Below are 19,235 nucleotides of genomic sequence, written 5' to 3'. Positions count from 1 at the left end.
CCCCCTTGCGCGGTGTATTTACATGTCCCGGCCAGGAATACAGATGGCGAAGACAGTGCCGGTTTCATCTGATGACTTCAGACCAATTTGGCCACCATGCGCCAGTACAATGTCGCGTGCGATTGCAAGGCCAAGGCCGGTACCGCCGGCACGGTTGCTGGTCATGAAGGGTTTAAACAGATTGGGGCGTACGCTGTCCGGTATGCCGGGCCCTTTGTCGGCAATTTCCATATGTACCGTACCTGTATCATCGGCCATTGCAGAGACGGCAATGTTGCCGTCTTCGCCCTGTACATCGCGAGCATTGCGAATCAGATTCAGCAAAACGCGGTGCAGTTGCTGTGGATCGGCATAGATTTGAAGGTCTTCGTCAATGTTGGCCTGAAAGGTAAAATGTTTCTCGTCCGGGATGCCCAGCGAATCGATCACATCCATCACCAGACCAAAGAGCGGTATATCCTCTTTTTCTGGCTCCGGATCTTCTACACTACCGTGTCTTAGGGTGCGTTCACACAGGGATATTGCCCGGCTAACTGCATTAACCAGACGGGTTGATGCTTTTTGCACGCCGGGGTGTTCGACGCGTTCGAGTGCGCCGGTTGCCAGTTGGGCCGTTGCCAAAATATTGCGCAGATCATGATTGATCTTTGATACGGCTTCGCCCAGCTCTGCCAGTTTTGTTTTCTGTTGCAGGTTTGAACGCAGTTCTTGCTGCATTCGGGCAAGCTCCCGCTCAACCACGCCAATTTCGTCGCGGCGTTTGCAGTCAATCCGGGCCTTGTTTTTGCCTTCCGGGTTACGGCGAAAGGTGACAATACTTTCTTTCACCCGGCGCATCGGGCGAACCAGAAGCCAATGCAGTGACAAATACACCAACACCCCGGTAAAGATCGACACCACTAGCGATATGATCAGGATATTGTTGGAATATGCCTTTAGCGATTGGTAAAGGTCCATTTCATCCAGGGTAATTTCGACGTACCGTGTACCCGAAAGAGCAGGTGAACCAACAACCCGTATGATTCGCTCCCCTTTCGCATTCAGGGTTGCAAAGGCATCGGCAATCAGCATGCCAAGGGCAGGTTGCTGCAGATCATAAACGGCGTTTACACCGTCCGGCATCCGATCAAAACCAAGCATCAGTGAGCGGTCTTCCCGCCGCATCACCACAGAGATAACACCAGCAGTTTCCAGAAGCTCCTGTTCCAGTTCAGGGCTGACATTGTTGCCGGGGGCCTCTTCCAGCGATAAGCCAGCAATCTGCGCTGCTACCAGGTTTTCCTCCAGATATGTCTGCCTGAAGGTTGCGATAAGCGGCACATACACAACGACTTCAACCATCATTACGAAAAATATGGTAAGAATCAGCAGGCGTGACCGTAGACTGGATGTTATTGGTCTGTAGCGTTCAGGCATGATTGGTGGGACATTCCTTGCGTCGATACACCCTTGTTTGCGGGTTTTTACCGTGTAAATCAAGTCTTGAAAATCAGCGACAGCTACCCCACCTGTACTTTTGTCTTTTCAGGACATAACAAGGTATAGTCTAGCCAGATTTAATGCCAATTCCAGAAAAAATAGCATTTGCCGGGCTTCCTTGTTATGCTGAGTACCAGAAAAGAAGGATAAAGCGGGTATTTCCACAGTTGACTTAGTAACAATTGGGGGCTATACAGCGCGCTCGAAATTAGGCGCCAGGCTTTAAACGCGAAGCATGGCAGCAAGCTGGAGTATGAAAAGTGAAACGCACATTTCAACCAAGTAACATTGTCCGCAAGCGTCGCCACGGTTTCCGTGCTCGCAAAGCGACTGTAGGAGGTCGTAAGATTCTTGCTGCTCGCCGTGCGAGAGGTCGTAAGAATCTGTCCGCTTAAGGATAGTTGTTTCAGTTTGACTGGACACAATGTACACCGATAGCAATAAGCCGACCGAGAGATATCCGGTCGGCTTTTGTTTTGTCTGATATACAGACAAAAGTCCCGCACAGGACATAGGGTAAAAGGATACAAGCATGGCTGCGTTGCCAAAACTGGCCCGCATCAAGGAGCGCCCCGACTATCTGGCCGTCGCCAAAACCGGTCGGAAATGGGTGACGCCTGCCTTTATCCTGCAGACAAAACCTGCGAAAGCCAGTGAAACCGGTAAAGCTGGCGGAGGCGACAAACCGCCCCGCGTCGGGTTCACCGCGTCCAAAAAAGTCGGTAATGCTGTTGTTCGCAGCAAAGTAAGGCGCAGGCTGAAAGAAGCCGCGCGCCGGTCATTTCCAGAAACGGCGGCCCAAGGATGGGATTATGTGCTGATCGGCAGACAGGCGGCATTTGACTATAATTTTGAAAAACTGGTCGCTGATATGCGCTGGGCTCTTGCAAAACTGTCTTCCAGTGCTGATCTAAAGCCAACAGTCCGCAACAACCGACATAAGAAATAATGACCGATTCGCAACAGCAAAACCCACCATCAATACTGGCAAAGCTGTTAATCGGGCTGTTTAAACTATATCGTTTTGGTATTTCTCCCTATCTTGGCCCCAGATGTCGGTATCAACCGACCTGTTCTGCGTACGGAATCGAAGCTGTGCGTGTTCATGGTGGACTTAAGGGGGGTTGGATGGCTATAACACGCGTGCTGCGATGTCACCCTTGGGGGGGATATGGGTATGACCCTGTTCCTACAAAGGATGAGATTAGAAAAACGAAGGAAACAAACCGGTAGGCTTTTCTTTCAGACAGAAATGCTCTGAAGGGCTGCTGGACTTTTTACTGTCAAATTTTTAGGTGTGTAATCACATGGGCGAAAATAAGAATCTGTTTATTGCGTTGGGGCTCTCGCTCCTGGTCATGATTGGCTATGATCAGTTGATCCTGCAACCGCAAATGAAAGAGGCGCAGCGTCTCGAAGCCTTGAAACAGGAACAGCAGGCACAAAATGCCGCTGCGAATCCTGATCAAAGTGCTCCTGGCAGCATGGCGCCATCAGATGACCTTGCCCCGGCGTCACAGAACACGGCCGTAGAAACGTCGGCTCCTGCCTTTGTTGATGCAGGGTCCGTTCGTATTGAAACACCGGAACTTGTCGGCAGTCTTTCACTGGCTGGTGCGCGGTTTGATGATTTGTCCCTGCGCAATCACAAAGTAACAACGGCACCTGATTCTGCGAATATACAGCTGTTGAAGCCAGCGCGTGCCGAAGATGCATATTTCGTGCGGTTTGGTTGGTCGGCGGATGTTCGCGGCAACGACTATGTGCCAGGTGAAAACACGGTATGGTCTGCTGACGGTGATGTTCTGACACCGACAAATCCGGTTACCCTCAGCTGGAAAAACGCTGAAGGTCTTGTCTTCATGATGAAAGTCAGCGTGGATGATCAGTTTCTGTTCACTGTTGACCAAAGTGTGATCAATACGTCTGGGGATGTGGTATCAATCGCACCCTATGCCTTGATTAATCGTCGGGGTCTCCCGCGTACAGAAGGCATGTTTATCCTGCACGAAGGCCCGATCGGCGCGTTCAATGATACGCTTGAAGAGCGCACCTACGAAGATCTGGAAGATGACGGCAACTTTGAGACAGCTACCACAGGTGGCTGGATGGGGATTACAGATAAATTCTGGATGACGACCCTGATCCCTGATCAGAACACTCCGCTTTATAAGGCTGCCTTGACGCGCAAGACCAATCAGTTTGGCGTCTATCACGGTGCAAACTATGTTCAAAACTGGCAGCAGATCGGTGCAGGTGAAACTCATGAAACCACCAACCATTTTTATGCCGGTGCCAAAATTGTCAGCGCGATTGATAAATATGAGACTGCGCTGGATATTCCGCTGTTTGACCGCACAATCGACTGGGGATGGTTCTATTTCCTGACGCGTCCGATCTTCAAGGGTCTGCATTATTTATTTGAACTGACCGGCAACTTCGGTGTTGCAATCCTGTTGCTGACAGTGGTGGTGAAGCTGATTTTGTTCCCGCTGGCGAACAAATCCTATGTGTCCATGAGCCACATGAAAAAAGCGCAGCCGAAAATGAAGGCTCTGCAGGAACGTTACAAGGACGACAAACAGAAACTGCAGCAGGAAATGATGGCCCTTTACAAGAAGGAAAAAATCAATCCGCTTGCGGGCTGTTTGCCAATGCTCCTGCAGATTCCTGTGTTCTTCGCGCTTTATAAGGTTCTCTATGTAACCATTGAAATGCGGCATCAGCCGTTCGTTCTGTGGATCAAGGACCTTTCTGCGCCGGATCCATTGACACCAGTGAACCTGTTTGGTCTGATTCCGTGGGATCCGCCAAGCTTTATCGCCATCGGTATTTTGCCGATCATGATGGGTATTTCCATGTGGGCGACACAGAAACTTAGCCCGCAGTCAGCAAGTATGGATCCAACACAGCAGAAGGTTATGGCCATGCTGCCGATTATCTTCACCGTTATTATGGCAGGGTTCAGCGCGGGTCTTGTTCTCTACTGGACATGGAACTCCGTTCTGTCGATTGCGCAGCAGTGGTACATCATGCGGCGTGAAGAAGCGCGGTCAGGTGAATAATCGTGACTGACGCGCCTTACAGCGATGAACAACTGGATATTGGCCGGCGGCTTTTCGCCGGCCCCGTTGACTTTGTCATGGGGGCAGTCTCGCTTGATACGCTGCCGCCTGCTGATCGGCCCGAAGTTGCCTTTGCCGGGCGCTCCAATGTGGGGAAATCCAGCCTGGTGAATGCGCTTACGGGGCGTAAAACCCTGGCGCGCACATCAAACACCCCCGGCCGCACACAGGAATTGAATTATTTTGATTTCGGAAGCGGTATGAACCTGCCGTTCTATCTGGTTGACTTGCCGGGGTACGGCTATGCCAAAATCGAACGGAAGAAGGTTGAACGCTGGACACGGCTGGTCAAAACCTATCTACAGGGGCGGCCAAGCCTGCGCCGGGTTATGTTGTTGATCGACAGCCGTCACGGCCTGAAAGACAATGACCGTGAAATCATGAAGATGCTGGATGAAGCTGCGGTGAACTACCAGATTGTCCTGACCAAATTGGATAAGCTGAAGGTCGCGGACCGGCAGAAAATGTTCGACAAAACTCTGGCGGATATGAAGAAGTTCATTGCCTGCCACCCAACTCTTTTGGCGACAAGTAGTGAAAAGGGGTTTGGATTGGCTGAGGTGAAGGCTGAGATTGGTTTGCTTGCGTCGATGGGCTGATGTATTGGCGTCTTTGTGGTTGACGCGTCCTGATACTGATAATATCTCTGTCATTAAAGTTTCTTTATGGCGTTCAGCGTTTCCACTGCTGCGGTATCAAAGGTATTAAGGATCGCTTTCGCGTCCCCATCTGTACCACTGGACTGTCCGTATTTCTCCAGATCAAGGCAGGCATCCGCCAGTGCCTCTGCACCGAAACTCCTTGCCGCACTTTTCATGGCGTGAGCGTCAACTTCCAGCATATGCCAGTCTTTGTCAGCCAGATAGCGTGGTAAGCTTTGTTGTGCATTTTGGATTTCTGCAATCAGGGCTTCTGACAGCATCAGAAATGCATCCTCTCCAACATCGCTGATCAGTTGCTGAACTGTTGCAGATTGCCTAAGATCAAGCATCGCTTGCCTGGTCATTCGCTGTATCTTTGACTTTCTGATAGTCGGGTCCGGCAATCCGGTACACCCCTTTCAGACCCGCCGGAGAGACAGGTTTGCCTTTACGCAGAATTTGCAGCTGTCCATCACCTGCCAGAACGGTAGCCAGTTTTTTAATGCGCGGTAACAAAGACCGCCAATCTTTCCCGTCTTCTTCGGCTGGGATCAGCTTTTGTGCAATATCCCGCGGTGCGACTGACCGGTCAGGTCCGACAAGTTTCAAGGTTGTTTCAACAATTTCTTCATCGGAAATGGGCATTTTCTGGCCTTTTTGCTTTTAACTGGCGCGATCCCAAGCTAGGGTCCGCCAGAATGCAAAACCGGAGAGGAAAATGCAAAGAAGATTTTCAAATAAATCACTCGCAGCCGTTATCAGTCTAAGCCTTTTGGCCACTGCCTGCGGCAACAGTGAAACGAAAGAGGATGAAAAGCCTCAAGACGGCACAGACGTGTCGACCCCAGTCACACCAGAAAGTGAAAGTGATACAATGTCAGAAGACTATACCGCCGCAAATCAGGCGTACCTTGAAGAAAATAAAACCAAAGACGGCGTTACAGTGACCGAATCCGGCCTGCAGTATACGGTTGTTACCGAAGGCACAGGTGCAAGCCCGAACCACGGTGACTATGTGACCGTCCATTATGCAGGCAAGCTGATTGATGGCACTGAATTTGACAGCAGCTATAAGCGCGGCGAACCGGCAACTTTCCCTGCGGGCCGTTTGATCCCGGGCTGGGTTGAGGCTCTGGCACTGATGAAAGAGGGTGCGAAGTGGGAGCTGGTTATCCCGGCCGAGATCGCATACGGCGAAAATGGTGCGGGCGATGTTATTCCGCCAAACTCCACATTGTTGTTCACGGTTGAACTGCTGAAAGTTCAAACGACAAAAGATCTGATCGCAGAGATGCAGGCACCCGGTCTGGCATATCTTGAGATGAACGGCAAAAAAGAGGGCGTAACCACGACTGAAAGCGGTCTGCAGTATAAGGTTCTTGAATCAGGTGAAGGCGCATCACCAGCGGGTCCATCGTCTTCCGTGACTGTTCACTATGCTGGTCGGTTAATCGACGGCACAGAGTTTGACAGCAGCTACCGCCGTGGTGAGCCAGCGACATTTGGTTTGAATCAGGTTATCCCTGGCTGGACTGAAGGTGTTCAGTTGATGAAAGAAGGTGATAAGTTTGAATTCACCATTCCTTTTGAGCTGGGTTACGGTGCGCGTGGTTCTGGTCAAAATATCCCACCTTACGCAACGTTGATTTTTGATGTTGAGCTGATCAAGGTGAACGACTAGGGCTTAGTGTCTTACGTCTTAGGTAACAGAAGAAGGTACGGATACTGCGTCGGTACCTTCAAACAGACAGAAAACAGCATAACAGCTGTCAAAAAATTCCTGAAAAATGAAATAGAAGACCAGATCCAGAAGCGCCATTGCCCCTAAAAACGGCACAGCAAAATACAGGATGCCGTAAAGATACGCCCACAAGCCAAGACGCGGCGGTGCAATGGTCCACCCCATAACTGTCTCTGGTTTTTTAGAAAATATCGTCATAAGCTCCACCGTACCAGATCACTGACAAGAGGCAAGACTATCCCGTGTCCATCACTGCAAAAATCGGCCCTTTGAATCCAGTCAGTTATGCGCATGTGACCCCTGATATGCCGTTACCATTGCAGCAGCACTGGGCCTATGGTCTTGCGATTTCTTCTTACGGTGCAACAGTGTATCAGAAGACCTTGTTTGAGAATGAAACCCCGGTGGGTCATGCGCTGATTTCCTCGCGCAAGATGTTTCGTTTTGCTGATTTGTCCGTATGCATGCGCGGGCCCCTTTGGTATCAGCCAACAAATAGTGATGACCCGCGGTGGGTTGACGGGTTTAAGGCTCTGAAGGCAGGGCATTCCAAACTGCGGTGGGACTTTTTCGCGCTGCAACCGGACCTGCCGAATATTCCTCTTTCCCGGCAGATGATGAAAGCGGCCAAGACCAGACGCGTTATGACCGGATTTTCAACCGTCTGGCTGGACATCAGGCCGGATGCAGAAACTTTGCGGGCAGGGCTGCACGGCAAGTGGCGCAATCAGCTAAAAAAAGCCGAAGCATCGGATAGTACAATCAGCCTGGGGGGAAAGCGCGAGCATCAGTATCTTTGGCTGTTAGAAAAGGAGGCGATGCAGCGTAGTAATCGCCGGTATCAGGCGACTCCGCTTGGGATGACACCAAAATATATCAGTGCCTATAAGCAGTTTCGCCCCAAGGATGCGCCGCCTGTTTTGACCGTTACGGCCCATAAGGGGAAAGAACGGATTGCGGCGGCACTTTTCCTGCTGCACGGCAACAGCGCCACCTATTATATCGGGTGGGCCGGAGACGAAGCGCGGGCGCTGAATATCCACAACAGGGTATTGTGGGAAGCCATCACAGCCCTGAAAGAGCGCGGCATAGGTTTTCTTGATCTTGGCGGGTTAAATACGGCGGATTTAGCGGGGATTGCGCGCTTTAAACTTGGTATGGGCGCAGAGCCCGTCACCTTTGTTGGAACATATGTGTAAAGGACTACCCACTGCGGCTTTTCCGTTACACTTATGAAGATATGGTTTCCCGTTAAATGGAATTGTTCGAAACATTGTCGTTTTTTTATTTTATCTCTTGTGTTAATGTTACTTTATAACCATATAGTGCAGAAATTGATTCTGGATGACTGAATGACCGCGTTAATCGTCTCTGTTTTATTGCTACTTTTCGCACCGCTATTGGCGCGATCTGTAAAAACCCGACCTGGTATCAGGGCCGGGTTTGACGGATTCGTTTTGATTACAGTCATTGGCCTTGTCACGCTAACTCTGTTACCGGAAGCCATGGCGCATGGTGGGATTCTGGCGCTGTTGATCGCCGCACTTGGTCTTAGTATCCCCTGGATATCGGAACTGTTGTTTCACAAGGCGGAAGCCATGACGCACCGTATTGTGCTGATGGTTGCTTCCCTTGCACTGATTGTTCATGCGGCGACGGACGGGGCGCTGATCGCCTTTGCCAACGAAGCATCGGACGGGACATTCATCCAGCTTGGCATATTACTGCACCGTGCCGGGATCGCGATTACACTTTGGTGGTTGTTTCGCTCTATGCTGTCCAGCATGACGGGTCTCCTTCTGCTGGGTGCGCTGGGCATGACGACGGTTCTTGGATATTTCTTCTTCAACAGTGTGTCCGAGGCATATTCCCTGCCTATGTTTGGCTATTGGCAGGCGTTTGCTGCTGGGTCGCTCCTGCATATTGTTCTGCACCCGCTTGGCCATGCAGATACGGCTGGCAATCAGGATATTATCCGCAAAGGTGGCCGTGTCGGCACAGCGGCGGGGCTTGTGTTTATCAGCATGCTGATTATCACTCATTATATTGAACATACGCCGCACAGTGATACCTTCCCGCATGTTGCGCATCACACGATTGATCTTCTTGTCGAAGTTGGGGTCTTTACGGCGCCCTTGTTGATGCTGGGTGTTCTGTTGGCGCTGGGTATCAGCAAATCCCGCTATAAAGAGTGGCGTCCGGCGCTGCGCGGTGCCATGTCCTATGTTCCGTGGACATTGATCGCCTGGTTCGGGATGTCCATCCTTGCAGAAATGATGCCTGATTTGATGCCGCTTGGGCGGGGCAGCTTCTTGTTGTTTGCTGTTTGGTTGGCTATCATAGTAGGCACCTTGATGTATCAAGGGGCGCGGGTGTTCTTTGGGGGTGTTTTTGCCCCGTTCCACCGGCATTCCCACGGCCATGCTCACAGTAAAGGCTGATTCTTCCTGTTTTCCCTACTCTTTCCTTGCACATCGTGTTGGCAGGGAGTAACAGCAGGGAAACGGTCAGGATAGTAATTCATGCGGTTTCAAAGCTCAAAAGTCATCGTAACCGGCGGTACATCCGGTTTAGGGGAAGCCATTGTAAAATCCTTTGCCTCTGAGGGGGCAGATGTGCATTTTTGTGGCTTGCTGGATGATGAAGGGCTGCGTGTTTGTGCGTCTGCTACAGACTTACCCGGTTCAGTAACCTATCATCATGCCGATGTGCGCAGTGAAACCAGTATCACAGATTTTATCAGGCGTGCCGCCGATGCTATGGGCGGACTTGAGATTGCTGTCAACAACGCAGGCATTAGCCACAGTGCTGCCCGATTTGCAGATCAGGATATCAGCATGGTCGAGGATGTCATTCAAACCAATGTAATGGGGGTTTGGTATGCCATGCGTCAGGAGATCAAGCTGATGGAAGCCATTGGTGCAGGAGGGGCGATTGTGAATATTGCATCAATCCTCTCTAAATCTGGGGCTGAATGGATGGCGGCATACGGCACCAGTAAACATGCGGTACTGGGTATGACTAAAAGCGCGGCGCTTGATTATGCACAGAAGAATATTCGCATTAATGCGGTGTCGCCGGGGCCAATGCAAACACCTATGTTTGACCGGGCGCTGGCTGATATTGGTGGCGACATGAGCAAGTTTGCAGGTGGTTTCCCGAAGGCTGGGCCTGCTGATCCGTTTGATGTTGCTAAAACTGTCCTGTATCTTGCAAGTCAGGAAGCAGGTACGATGAATGGGGCGAACGTCGTCGTGGACGGCGCCGCCAGTAGCGGGTAATCCCGCATAAGGTAGGCAATCGGAATGAATTTGATTAAAGACTGGTACCAGCGCACTTTTTCAGACCCGCAAATGGTTCTGCTATTGCTTGCTCTGATTGTTGTCTTCCTGATTTTGACATTCTTTGGTCGGATGCTGACGCCTGCCCTGGCTGCTGTTGTGATCGCCTTTTTGTTGGACGGGCCATCCAATTGGCTCCAGCGTAAAGGGGTGCCAGAACTTGCTGCGGTGATCCTTGTGTTCATCGTGTTTTTGGTTGCCAGTGTCCTGACGGCACTTGCGGTTATTCCGCCCCTGATTAAGCAAATCACCCAGTTTGTGAATGATGCCCCTGCGATTGCCAGTCGCATTCAGACCTTGCTTCTTGATATGCAGACAAGAATACCGACCCTGATCTCTGAAACCCAGGTGGAAAACTGGTTATCAGGTCTTGGGAATGAAGTGGCAAACATCGGGCCAAAATTGCTGGAATGGTCGCTGGATGGTTTAACGGGCGCTATCACGCTGGTCGTCTATACTGTTCTGGTGCCAGTGATGGTGTTTTTCTTCATGAAGGACAAGCATAAGCTTCTTGGCTGGATCGGTGGGTTTCTGCCAACTGATCGTCCCGTCCTCGAACAGGTTTGGCGCGAAACGCTGGAACGGGCAGGGGATTATGCCCGGGGCAAAGTTTATGAAATTATCATCGTGGGCTCCGCCGCTTTTGTAACGTATCAGGTATTGGGGCTACAATATGCGACCCTCCTGTCAGTGGCGACTGGCTTTAGCGTTTTGATCCCATACGTTGGCGCCGCAACGGTTACTATTCCGGTGGCAGTCGTCGCTTTCTTCCAGTGGGGACTTGCGGCTGAAACGGCCATTGCCATAGTTGCGTATCTGGTTCTGCAGGCTCTGGACGGCAATCTCTTGGCGCCTTTGTTGTTTTCCGAGGTTGTTGACCTGCATCCCAATGCGATCATTATTGCCATCTTGATATTTGGCGGCCTGTGGGGCTTTTGGGGCGTGTTTTTTGCTATTCCTCTTGCCACCGTTGCCAATGCGGTTATTCGTGCATGGCAGGAACGATCTGCGGCCGAAAAAGAGACAGCCTGTTAACCAAATGAAAAGTCTTATCAATAATACTATATCCCGTTCGGGCCTGATGGCCTGCTACCTTGGGGCAAGAATAAAGGTATCAGTCAGATGATATTAGAATCGCGCAGCATTGTTTTCAGCCATGATGAAGTTTTGATCGCGTTGCGGCCACTTCTGGAAATGAAGGGACTAACTGGCGAAGAGATTGTTGAAGGGCTGGAGATCGGCCTTGATGACAATGATGAAGTGATGTTGACGATCTGTTTTGATGATTCCACTGATAATATTGTTTTGTTCAGCAAGGAAATTGGTGCGGCTATTCTGAACCACTGTATTGATCAGGGGATACCCTTGCCGCGTGGCTCCTACAAGGAACTGACTACTCGCGGGGATATGATCGCCATGATCGTTCGTTTGGAATCCGGCCAGTATAAAGAAGATAAAGAGCCAGCTGCCGAAGACGCCGTTGCTGTGTAACGGCCTTGGCTTATTAGCCGGCTCTATCACCTTCAGAAGTATCCATGCACGCAGGCGGTGTCCTGCCGGGATTATTCCTCTGGCAGGAAGTCAGGTACCGACAGGTATCTTTCGCCGGTGTCATAGCAGAAGCCAAGCACAACTTTGTCAGTGCCAATGTCCGTAAGCTTGGACCGGATCGCCGCCAAGGTCGCGCCGGATGAAATACCGACAAGAATACCTTCTTTTGTTGCCGCTTCGCGGGCGGCGGCTTTTGCATCTTCTGCATCCACGGGTATTACACCAGACAGAATATTGACATTCATCACGTCCGGTATAAATCCTGCGCCAATTCCCTGTATGGGGTGGGGGCCAGGTTCACCCCCTGATAGAACGGAGGAAAGCTCAGGCTCAACCGCATATACCTGCAGGTTCGGCCATTCAGCTTTCATAACTTCGGCGCAGCCAGTCAGATGGCCGCCAGTGCCGACACCCGTGATCATATAATCAACGCCAGTATCTTTGAAATCGGCGATAATTTCTGGCCCGGTATGCTGGCGGTGAGCTTCCAAATTGGCTTCATTTTCAAACTGCTGCGGCATCCAGGTCCCTGAAATTGACTGCAGTAGTTCTTCCGCCTTGGCAATCGCCCCTTTTATACCCAACTCGCGCGGGGTCAGCACAAACTCTGCGCCGTAAGCAAGCATTAGACGTCTGCGTTCCACAGACATGGAATCCGGCATTACAAGGATCAGTCGGTAGCCTTTCACTGCAGCTACCATCGCAAGCCCAACGCCGGTATTACCGGACGTGGGTTCAACGATTGTGCCGCCGGGCTTCAGAAGGCCATCACGTTCTGCCGCTTCGACCATAGACAGGGCAATTCGGTCCTTGATCGAGCCACTTGGGTTTGTGCGCTCTAGCTTCAACCAGACCTGATGGTCAGGGAACATGCGGGAAAGTCTGACATGGGGTGTCCCCCCGATGGTTTCGAGAATAGACTGTACCTTCACTGGATTTCTCCCCTAATAGTGTTATTGCAAGCAATGCTAACGAGCGGCGTAACAGGCTGTTATTTGACGATCTTGGTAATGGTCTCTGTTTCGCAGGATTTAAACATAACGCGGGAATGCGGTGGTACTGACTGGGTCAGCCATACGTTACCGCCAATGATTGAATTCCTGCCAACAACCGTTTCGCCCCCAAGAATAGTTGCGTTGGCGTAGATTACCACATTGTCTTCGATGGTGGGATGGCGTTTGGTAACTTTGTCGCCCGGCTTAATGCGCAAGGCACCAAGCGTTACACCCTGATAAAGTTTCACATTGTTGCCAATGACAGTTGTTTCGCCAATGACAATTTCCGTTGCATGGTCGACAAAAAACGGGCTGCCGATTTTGGCGCCGGGGTGAATATCCATCCCGGTTTTCTGGTGTGCAAACTCTGTAATCATCCGTGGTAGCAGCGGTATGTCTCGTTTCAGAAGATCATGGGCGATCCGGTAGGCAGTTACAGCAAATAGCCCCGGATAGCAGAGGATCACTTCCTCAAGTGATCGGGCAGCGGGATCACCTTCATAGATTGCCACGGCATCCTGATGGCTTACGCTCGCTATGTCAGGCAGGTCGCTTAGAAAAGCATCAAGGCTGGCACAGTGGGCACCGCTCAGGCGTTTGCAAATGCGCTTTATCTCGTTCCGGATAGATTCCAGGCGCTCGTCCAGGGACAATGCCAGTTCATTTTCAGGCGTAAGATGCGGGAACATCAACCCCATCAAACGTTCTGTAAGATGGCCAACACTCTCAAGGGTTAATCCGGTTGGCTTGTCATACTGTTCATAGTGACGCTGCAGTTTCTGCCGTATTGTTTCTGCGTCAAAAGAATCTTCGGTGATCATGTCTTGAACATGTGCTGTTTCCATCGGGGCTCTCCCTTGCTGCACGGTCATAGTGTATGCGCTGAAGCTACTGGCAACAAGAGGCTTTTAAACGAGAAATTCTTCACATTATCGCGATTTGATCTTAACCCATATGGCTGTGTCGTGTCGGGGCTGAAGGTATCAGTACTTCAGGTAGCAGACCTGCTATGCAGGAAGTGGAGCCGGTAAGATTAACGGCGGTCCAACAGTGCCGCGTACCCAGCTTCGCGCACCAGGTCGTCACTTTTGTCGACAACCTCGCGCTGCAGGTGTTTCATGAAGGCTTCTTTTTCGGGCCGATTGGTGATGGGCTCCCCAATTGCATACACGGCCGTGCCGGGGCGGTGCCAAAATCCCTTTGTCCAGAATACACCTGTACTCGTGGCCACAGGGTACACATCCATGTCGCCAAATTTCTGCAGGAAAAAAGCGCCGGGTTTTAGTTTACGGCTTTCGCCGATTGGTACACGGGTAGCCTGCGGGTAGACAATCAGAACTTTACCTTCTTCTTTCACGCGCTTGGCAACGTCTTCCATACCCTTGGAGGATCGTCCTGCCTGACGGTCTACTCGCACCACGCCGATTTTTTTCAATAGTGGGCCTATCATGGGTATCTGAAAAAGTTCTTTTTTTGCCAGTGCTGTTACGTCCTGTCGTAACTGATAGGCAAGAAACGGGTCCATATAGCTTTGATGCGCAGCGGCTAATATGATGCCGCCTGTTTTCGGCAGTTGGTCAGCATTTCTAAATTCATAGCGAATACCCATCAGCACCCTTGCAAGAAACAGGGATCCCTTGCAATAATATCCTATGCCTTTTCTGACTGGACCATCGGTTTTGGCAAGCACTGTTGGCAGGACAAAAAAGGTGCAGAAGATTATTGTAAATAGGTAAAAGGACAAGTTGAACACGATTGACCGTATCCCATTTACTATCGTGCGCACTGCTTATCTCCGCCACTAGAAGGTTAAAAAGATGTAATAAGGCATCAAATGCCATTTGAAGGTACTTTAACTCAAGAAAAAAATGAGATATTCCTTAATGACTAACCCCCGTGAAAGGAATGAATGTGACAGATAGCGAAAAAAGAAACGACAGCCGTTTGCCTGTTTCGTGGCGTGCAACTGTCACAACCGACGATGAAACGTCTTTTCCGGTTGAAATTCGGGATGTCTCACTGGCGGGAACGCTTGTCGCATCAGAATCGGAACTGCCCATTGGCACACAGCTAATACTGAATGTGGACGGACTGGGCGAGTTTGCGGGTGAAATTCGTTGGACTAGTGAGGGAACACTGGGGCTGACATTGATTGCTGGCCCTGATCTGCTACTGAAGAAGTTCGCTGAAAAGGCAGGGGCTGATCTCTCTGAGGTGCCAGAAAAGCCAGAAGAAGACGTTGGCCCGTAACGGACGCTATTCATATTAAATTCAGTATCTTTGTGCTGCGGTGGTAGGGGGCGTTGCGGACTATCATTTGCCCACTGTGCGCTATGCGCCTTTATTTCCCATCCCCATGAAAAAGGGCCGACAATTTGTCGACCCTTGGTGTTTCCAGTGTAACAGGATTTAGTCCAGCCAGGTAATCTGCATATCATCCAGATCACTTGCCGAGATATCCAGCAACTTGATCGAATTTCCGTCACCCAGATTTATTAACAGGTCATCGCCAACCTGACTTGAAGCCGCCTTCACGGCATTGAGGTTGATGAGGCCTGAGAACCGAAGGTCCAGAATATCCTGATCAATATTAAAGTCCCCAATGACATCATTACCAGATTTGGAAATGATGCTGAAGGTATCGCGACCCGTGCCGCCAAATAGCATGTCATCGCCGGCCCCAGCCCAAAGCTGATCGTCACCGCTACCGCCATAAACGGTATCGTCGCCTTCACCATTATAGAGAATGTCATTATCATGACCGCCGTCGATTGTGTCGAAGCCATTACCGCCAAAGATTCGGTCATTGCCGAAGCCGCCTTGAATGGTGTCATCGCCGTTGTCTCTACCGCCGAAGATGGTATCAGCCCCCAAGCCGCCGGAGATGTCGTCAGAGCCTAGGCCGCCACCAATGATATCACTACCGAGGCCACCGAATACGGTATCCTGTCCAGAGCCTGCCCATGCAGTGCTTCTGCTGAAATCACCGTTTTCATTAATGCGATCAGCCAGGTAGATCACATCGTTGCCAGAACCGCCCCACAAGAGGTCACTACCAGAACCGCCTTCAAGGAAATCATCACCAGCACCGCCGCCAATGGTGTCGTTGCCAGCACCACCTTCGATGGTGTCATTACCGGTATCATCAGCGCCCGCGAGGATTTTATCGTTGCCGTCACCACCATCGATATAATCGTTGCCTGCGCCGCCAACCAGGAAGTTGTTTTCTTTGCCACCTTCGATCGTATCGTCACCGGATGTTGACACAATTTTATCAGGATCAGTTGATTTAACCGCGTGGTCGTTGTTTACGGGGCGAGGGTTCGTGGTAATCGTGAAGGTATTTGGTGTAGCATCGACAAGGCTGCCGCCCATACCGTTGTCTTCAACGGTGAAGGTGAAGCTGTCTGCGCCGGCAGCGGTGCCTTCATAGACAAGGTTTGTAATATCAGCCGCATTGATCCAGTCACCGTCGCTGACGGTCAGGCCACCCAGTTCCAGCGTACCATTGTCGATAGACTGTACGTTGATTTGAACGCGGTTGAGTGTATCGCCGTCAATATCTGTGAAGCCAAAGTCACTAAGCGCAAAGGTATAACTGTCGCCGTCGGTTATGGATGCAGACCCATCTGTTCCTTCCGGGGCATCATTGACGGCCCCAAGGTCCAGATTGACAGTACCAAGCGTAACATCGCCAGAACCATTTCCATCGTTCATTGCAACAGTAACCGTTGCAGCGTCATTACCGTTAGCGTTCAGCGCACCCGTATAGGTAACGTTGGAAGCGGTATCGAGGAAACTATTAATTGCAGCAACAGTTCCTGTTAGTGTCAGGGTGCCTGTTCCCGCGCCGCCAACAGTTACGCTGCCACCGCTTATGGCTGTTAGTGTACCGGCACTGGCTGTGAGCGTTGCAACGACAGTTCCCGCGCTATCTACATCTGCAAAGGCAGAAGCTGACAGATCAAGATTGCCTGCAGTATCTTCTAACAGTGCGATATCGGATGGCAGACCGGTTACAGTTGGATTGTCATTCGCACCAGCAACAGAGACGGTGACATCAGCTGTATCAGTTGCGCCGCCGCTTGCGTCGGTCACAGAAAAACGAAGTACACGGTCTGTCTCGTCAGGATTGTCAGTGTTGGTGTTCTGATATTGGACCGACTGCAGAAGCGTCTCTACCCGTGCGAGCGTTGCATCCGCATTGAAGGTGATAACCAGATCTTCTGACGATCCGCCGGTTGATCCTGCCTGAATTGTACCAATTACTGTACCGCCAACGGATACGTCAGACCCTGCAGTCATCCCAGCTGTCAGGGAAACTGTTCCAGAGGTATCCACGACCAGAATATCCTCAGCCGCCTGCCCGGATACATAGGATACTGTCAGGTTACCAGTATCAAGGTTTGCCGAGTCAACGTCTGTAAGGGTTGCATTGCTGCCGACATCAAGTGTGGTTGCGCTGTCCCCTTCAGTGAAGCTAATGCTGTCACCATCAAGATTACCAATGACTGGCGGGTTCGGGGTTACGTTAATAGTGAAGCTGCCAGATACGTCTTGGTCGCCACCATTTGCGATACCGTCTCCGTCATTAAGGGTCAGGGTGAAGTCGCGGGCACCTATCCCGGACGGCGCTTCATAGCGAAGGTTTTGAATCAGCGTTTGAATGTTTGCGGATGTAGCATCTGTCGTATTGAAGCTAATTTGCAACGGGCTGCCGGCGCTGCCATCAAAACCGCCATCTACAACGCCAATGGCAAGACCACCAACTGAGATGGTTTGACCCGCGGTGATTACACCATCACCTCCGGAGGTAACGGTGGTGCCGTCCAGGGACCATGTGCCATTTGCGGTGCCGCCTGTTTGAGTGATTGAGATAAGACCACCGATATAATCAGAAGAATCAGCGTTGCTTACCGTTACATCCGCCATATCTGAGACCGCGGTCGCGCCTGAGCCAGCGACAACCTGGCTCGTGTTATCACCAAACAGGTTATTCACAACTGGGGCGTCATTAACGGGCGTTATTGTCACGCTTGAAGAGATGGCAAGCGCGACTGTATCGTCGCCGCCATTTAAAGTGCCGCCACTGTCAGTCAGGCTGGTGATGGTAACAACACGGTTGGCACCAGTAGTTGGATTATCGCTTGTGTTTTCATAGGACATACCGTCAACGAGCGTTTGCAGCGCAGCTTCAGAGAGCGTGCCGCCAGACAAGGTAATCGTCGCAGTGCCGCCAGCAGCAGAAACAGCAAAGCTGAGGCTGTTGGTTGAGGTCGTACCGCTGGCACCATCGTTCAGTGATATCGCTGTGCCGTCGATGTTCAGGAGTTCACTCGCGCCGTCAGAAAGGTTCGTGACCGTTAGTGTCATGCCTGAGAAAGTTTGGCCTTCGCCGGTGTCAGACGTAGAAGCCGTTACACCAGAGAACAGGTCAGAAGCTGCTGCGCCTTCAATATATGTTGGGTTTTGTCCGGTTGCGGTCAATGTTGGTTCGTCATTGACGGCGGTCAGATCAACATTGACGGTGCCAAGGGTAACATCTCCGGATCCATCGCCGTCATTCATGGAAACCGTTACTATCGCTGCGTCATTTCCGTTTACGTCCGCGGCACCTGTATACTGGATGTTTGTGGTAGTATCCAGGTAGGTATTAATATCAGCAATTGTGCCGCTTAGGGCCAGTGTTCCAGTGCCAGAGCCACTGATAGTTACTCCACCACCATTTGAAGCAACGAGCGTTCCTGCAGATGCGGTTAGTGTCGCTGTGACGCTTCCAGTGCTGTCAATATCAGCAAAGGTTATGGCAGACAGGTTTAGATCACCTTGCGTGTCTTCAATAAAAGATACGTCGGTTGGAATTCCTGTAGCCGTCGGGTCATCGTTGACTGCAGTAATGTCGATGTTTGTGTCTGTGGCATTCAGATCAATGTTACCGGAACCGGCCTGGTCATTGATATCAATATCGAGTGTTGCTGCATTATCGCCGCTGGCATTTGCCGCACCCGTATACTGTATGTTTGTCACCGTGTTCAGGTAGGTGTCAATGTTTGCTGCTGTGCCCGTCAGGGTCAGAGTGCCCGTGCCGGAGCCGCCAATGGTAACACTACCGCCTGACGTTGCGGCCATGGTGCCTGCAGATGCTGTCAGGGTCAGAACGACACCAGTATCACCGTCGACATCTGCGAGTGTCAGGCCAGACAGGTCCAGATTGGACGCCGTGTCTTCCGTGACCGTGATATCGGTTGGCATTATGCCAGATTGTGTTGGGTCATCGTTGACCGCAGTAATGTCGATGTTTGTGTCTGTGGCATTCAGATCAATGTCACCGGAACCAGCCTGATCATTGATATCAATATCGA

Annotated in this window: 20 protein-coding genes and 1 pseudogene; 13 read left to right on the top strand and 8 right to left on the bottom strand. The window is 51.1% G+C overall.

The genetic code is table 11. The features are described 5' to 3' along the window. Window positions 1–18 precede the first annotated feature (18 nt). Window positions 19–1,416, bottom strand: coding sequence for a sensor histidine kinase (locus tag IE181_RS01490; protein ID WP_191249792.1), 1,398 nt, complete (start codon window positions 1,414–1,416; stop codon window positions 19–21). A gap of 323 nt (window positions 1,417–1,739) precedes the next feature. On the opposite strand from IE181_RS01490, the gene rpmH reads away from it, so the two are divergent. The 5 genes from rpmH (at window position 1,740) to yihA (ending at window position 5,203) form a co-directional block, all read left to right on the top strand. Then, window positions 1,740–1,874 (top strand): 50S ribosomal protein L34, encoded by a 135-nt coding sequence (rpmH, locus tag IE181_RS01485; protein ID WP_191249791.1) that lies wholly within the window; start codon window positions 1,740–1,742, stop codon window positions 1,872–1,874. A 137-nt stretch (window positions 1,875–2,011) separates the two neighbouring features. After that, the gene (gene rnpA, locus IE181_RS01480; protein WP_191249790.1) at window positions 2,012–2,428 is read left to right on the top strand and encodes a ribonuclease P protein component; all 417 of its coding nucleotides are present in this window, start codon (window positions 2,012–2,014) and stop codon (window positions 2,426–2,428) included. Next, on the top strand, window positions 2,428–2,712 hold the full coding sequence (gene yidD / locus IE181_RS01475; RefSeq protein ID WP_191249789.1) for a membrane protein insertion efficiency factor YidD: 285 nt from the start codon (window positions 2,428–2,430) through the stop codon (window positions 2,710–2,712). The genes rnpA and yidD overlap by 1 nt, the downstream gene beginning before the upstream one ends. 74 nt (window positions 2,713–2,786) lie before the next feature. Beyond that, a complete protein-coding gene (gene yidC, locus IE181_RS01470; RefSeq protein ID WP_191249788.1) occupies window positions 2,787–4,544 on the top strand; it encodes a membrane protein insertase YidC in 1,758 nt (585 codons plus the stop codon). A gap of 2 nt (window positions 4,545–4,546) precedes the next feature. Further along, window positions 4,547–5,203 (top strand): ribosome biogenesis GTP-binding protein YihA/YsxC, encoded by a 657-nt coding sequence (yihA, locus tag IE181_RS01465; RefSeq protein ID WP_191249787.1) that lies wholly within the window; start codon window positions 4,547–4,549, stop codon window positions 5,201–5,203. A gap of 53 nt (window positions 5,204–5,256) precedes the next feature. Here yihA and IE181_RS01460 read toward each other — a convergent pair whose 3' ends face one another. Continuing rightward, entirely contained in the window at window positions 5,257–5,610 is a 354-nt protein-coding gene (locus IE181_RS01460) for an Hpt domain-containing protein (RefSeq protein WP_191249786.1), read from the bottom strand. Then, complete coding sequence (locus IE181_RS01455) at window positions 5,588–5,890, bottom strand: DUF3253 domain-containing protein (RefSeq protein WP_191249785.1); 303 nt, start codon at window positions 5,888–5,890, stop codon at window positions 5,588–5,590. Before IE181_RS01455 ends, IE181_RS01460 begins: the two co-directional genes overlap by 23 nt. 73 nt (window positions 5,891–5,963) lie before the next feature. Here IE181_RS01455 and bamJ (IE181_RS14585) point away from each other — a divergent pair. Both bamJ (IE181_RS14585) and bamJ (IE181_RS14580) read left to right on the top strand, forming a co-directional pair. Next, window positions 5,964–6,509: pseudogene (bamJ, locus tag IE181_RS14585) on the top strand (BamJ family beta-barrel-assembly machinery protein); the annotation flags it as partial. Next, the gene (gene bamJ, locus IE181_RS14580) at window positions 6,483–6,926 is read left to right on the top strand and encodes a BamJ family beta-barrel-assembly machinery protein (RefSeq protein WP_268245731.1); all 444 of its coding nucleotides are present in this window, start codon (window positions 6,483–6,485) and stop codon (window positions 6,924–6,926) included. The pseudogene bamJ (IE181_RS14585) and the gene bamJ (IE181_RS14580), both read left to right, overlap by 27 nt. 18 nt (window positions 6,927–6,944) lie before the next feature. On the opposite strand, the gene IE181_RS01445 is transcribed toward bamJ (IE181_RS14580), so the two are convergent. After that, complete coding sequence (locus tag IE181_RS01445) at window positions 6,945–7,184, bottom strand: hypothetical protein (RefSeq protein WP_191249783.1); 240 nt, start codon at window positions 7,182–7,184, stop codon at window positions 6,945–6,947. A 107-nt stretch (window positions 7,185–7,291) separates the two neighbouring features. Here IE181_RS01445 and IE181_RS01440 point away from each other — a divergent pair, with 107 nt between their 5' ends. The 5 genes from IE181_RS01440 to IE181_RS01420 all read left to right on the top strand — a co-directional run bounded on the left by IE181_RS01440 (window position 7,292) and on the right by IE181_RS01420 (window position 11,818). After that, window positions 7,292–8,185 (top strand): peptidoglycan bridge formation glycyltransferase FemA/FemB family protein, encoded by an 894-nt coding sequence (locus IE181_RS01440; protein WP_191249782.1) that lies wholly within the window; start codon window positions 7,292–7,294, stop codon window positions 8,183–8,185. A 153-nt stretch (window positions 8,186–8,338) separates the two neighbouring features. Beyond that, window positions 8,339–9,427 carry a hypothetical protein gene (locus tag IE181_RS01435; protein ID WP_191249781.1) on the top strand — a complete coding sequence of 363 codons (1,089 nt, stop codon included), beginning with the start codon at window positions 8,339–8,341 and terminating at the stop codon, window positions 9,425–9,427. An 81-nt stretch (window positions 9,428–9,508) separates the two neighbouring features. Beyond that, entirely contained in the window at window positions 9,509–10,267 is a 759-nt protein-coding gene (locus IE181_RS01430; protein ID WP_191249780.1) for an SDR family NAD(P)-dependent oxidoreductase, read from the top strand. Between the two features lie 24 nt (window positions 10,268–10,291). Next, a complete protein-coding gene (locus IE181_RS01425; RefSeq protein ID WP_191249779.1) occupies window positions 10,292–11,362 on the top strand; it encodes an AI-2E family transporter in 1,071 nt (356 codons plus the stop codon). Window positions 11,363–11,449: 87 nt separating this feature from the next. Beyond that, window positions 11,450–11,818 (top strand): hypothetical protein, encoded by a 369-nt coding sequence (locus tag IE181_RS01420; protein WP_191249778.1) that lies wholly within the window; start codon window positions 11,450–11,452, stop codon window positions 11,816–11,818. A 71-nt stretch (window positions 11,819–11,889) separates the two neighbouring features. Here the strand turns inward: IE181_RS01420 and cysK are convergent, their stop codons facing one another. From cysK to IE181_RS01405, 3 genes are all read right to left on the bottom strand, one after another. After that, on the bottom strand, window positions 11,890–12,810 hold the full coding sequence (gene cysK, locus IE181_RS01415) for a cysteine synthase A (RefSeq protein WP_191249777.1): 921 nt from the start codon (window positions 12,808–12,810) through the stop codon (window positions 11,890–11,892). A 59-nt stretch (window positions 12,811–12,869) separates the two neighbouring features. Next, window positions 12,870–13,718 carry a serine O-acetyltransferase gene (locus tag IE181_RS01410; protein WP_229819064.1) on the bottom strand — a complete coding sequence of 283 codons (849 nt, stop codon included), beginning with the start codon at window positions 13,716–13,718 and terminating at the stop codon, window positions 12,870–12,872. A 188-nt stretch (window positions 13,719–13,906) separates the two neighbouring features. After that, window positions 13,907–14,482 carry a lysophospholipid acyltransferase family protein gene (locus IE181_RS01405; RefSeq protein ID WP_191249776.1) on the bottom strand — a complete coding sequence of 192 codons (576 nt, stop codon included), beginning with the start codon at window positions 14,480–14,482 and terminating at the stop codon, window positions 13,907–13,909. Between the two features lie 302 nt (window positions 14,483–14,784). On the opposite strand from IE181_RS01405, the gene IE181_RS01400 reads away from it, so the two are divergent. Continuing rightward, window positions 14,785–15,123 carry a PilZ domain-containing protein gene (locus tag IE181_RS01400; protein WP_191249775.1) on the top strand — a complete coding sequence of 113 codons (339 nt, stop codon included), beginning with the start codon at window positions 14,785–14,787 and terminating at the stop codon, window positions 15,121–15,123. A gap of 159 nt (window positions 15,124–15,282) precedes the next feature. On the opposite strand, the gene IE181_RS01395 is transcribed toward IE181_RS01400, so the two are convergent. After that, window positions 15,283–19,125, bottom strand: coding sequence for a beta strand repeat-containing protein (locus tag IE181_RS01395; protein WP_191249774.1), 3,843 nt, complete (start codon window positions 19,123–19,125; stop codon window positions 15,283–15,285). Between the last annotated feature and the right edge of the window lie 110 nt (window positions 19,126–19,235).

The organism is Kordiimonas sediminis, assembly GCF_014656395.1.
GTDB lineage: Bacteria > Pseudomonadota > Alphaproteobacteria > Sphingomonadales > Kordiimonadaceae > Kordiimonas_A > Kordiimonas_A sediminis.
This window is presented reverse-complemented; position numbering and strand designations above follow the sequence as displayed.

Coding starts and splice junctions, on each gene's coding strand:
- IE181_RS01490 (WP_191249792.1), bottom strand. CDS start 1,416: ATGCCTGAACGCTACAGACCAATAACATCCAGTCTACGGTCACGCCTG.
- rnpA (WP_191249790.1), top strand. CDS start 2,012: ATGGCTGCGTTGCCAAAACTGGCCCGCATCAAGGAGCGCCCCGACTAT.
- yidD (WP_191249789.1), top strand. CDS start 2,428: ATGACCGATTCGCAACAGCAAAACCCACCATCAATACTGGCAAAGCTG.
- yidC (WP_191249788.1), top strand. CDS start 2,787: ATGGGCGAAAATAAGAATCTGTTTATTGCGTTGGGGCTCTCGCTCCTG.
- IE181_RS01460 (WP_191249786.1), bottom strand. CDS start 5,610: ATGACCAGGCAAGCGATGCTTGATCTTAGGCAATCTGCAACAGTTCAG.
- IE181_RS01455 (WP_191249785.1), bottom strand. CDS start 5,890: ATGCCCATTTCCGATGAAGAAATTGTTGAAACAACCTTGAAACTTGTC.
- IE181_RS01445 (WP_191249783.1), bottom strand. CDS start 7,184: ATGACGATATTTTCTAAAAAACCAGAGACAGTTATGGGGTGGACCATT.
- IE181_RS01440 (WP_191249782.1), top strand. CDS start 7,292: ATGCCGTTACCATTGCAGCAGCACTGGGCCTATGGTCTTGCGATTTCT.
- IE181_RS01435 (WP_191249781.1), top strand. CDS start 8,339: ATGACCGCGTTAATCGTCTCTGTTTTATTGCTACTTTTCGCACCGCTA.
- IE181_RS01430 (WP_191249780.1), top strand. CDS start 9,509: ATGCGGTTTCAAAGCTCAAAAGTCATCGTAACCGGCGGTACATCCGGT.
- IE181_RS01425 (WP_191249779.1), top strand. CDS start 10,292: ATGAATTTGATTAAAGACTGGTACCAGCGCACTTTTTCAGACCCGCAA.
- IE181_RS01420 (WP_191249778.1), top strand. CDS start 11,450: ATGATATTAGAATCGCGCAGCATTGTTTTCAGCCATGATGAAGTTTTG.
- IE181_RS01410 (WP_229819064.1), bottom strand. CDS start 13,718: ATGGAAACAGCACATGTTCAAGACATGATCACCGAAGATTCTTTTGAC.
- IE181_RS01405 (WP_191249776.1), bottom strand. CDS start 14,482: ATGGGTATTCGCTATGAATTTAGAAATGCTGACCAACTGCCGAAAACA.
- IE181_RS01395 (WP_191249774.1), bottom strand. CDS start 19,125: ATGCCAACCGATATCACGGTCACGGAAGACACGGCGTCCAATCTGGAC.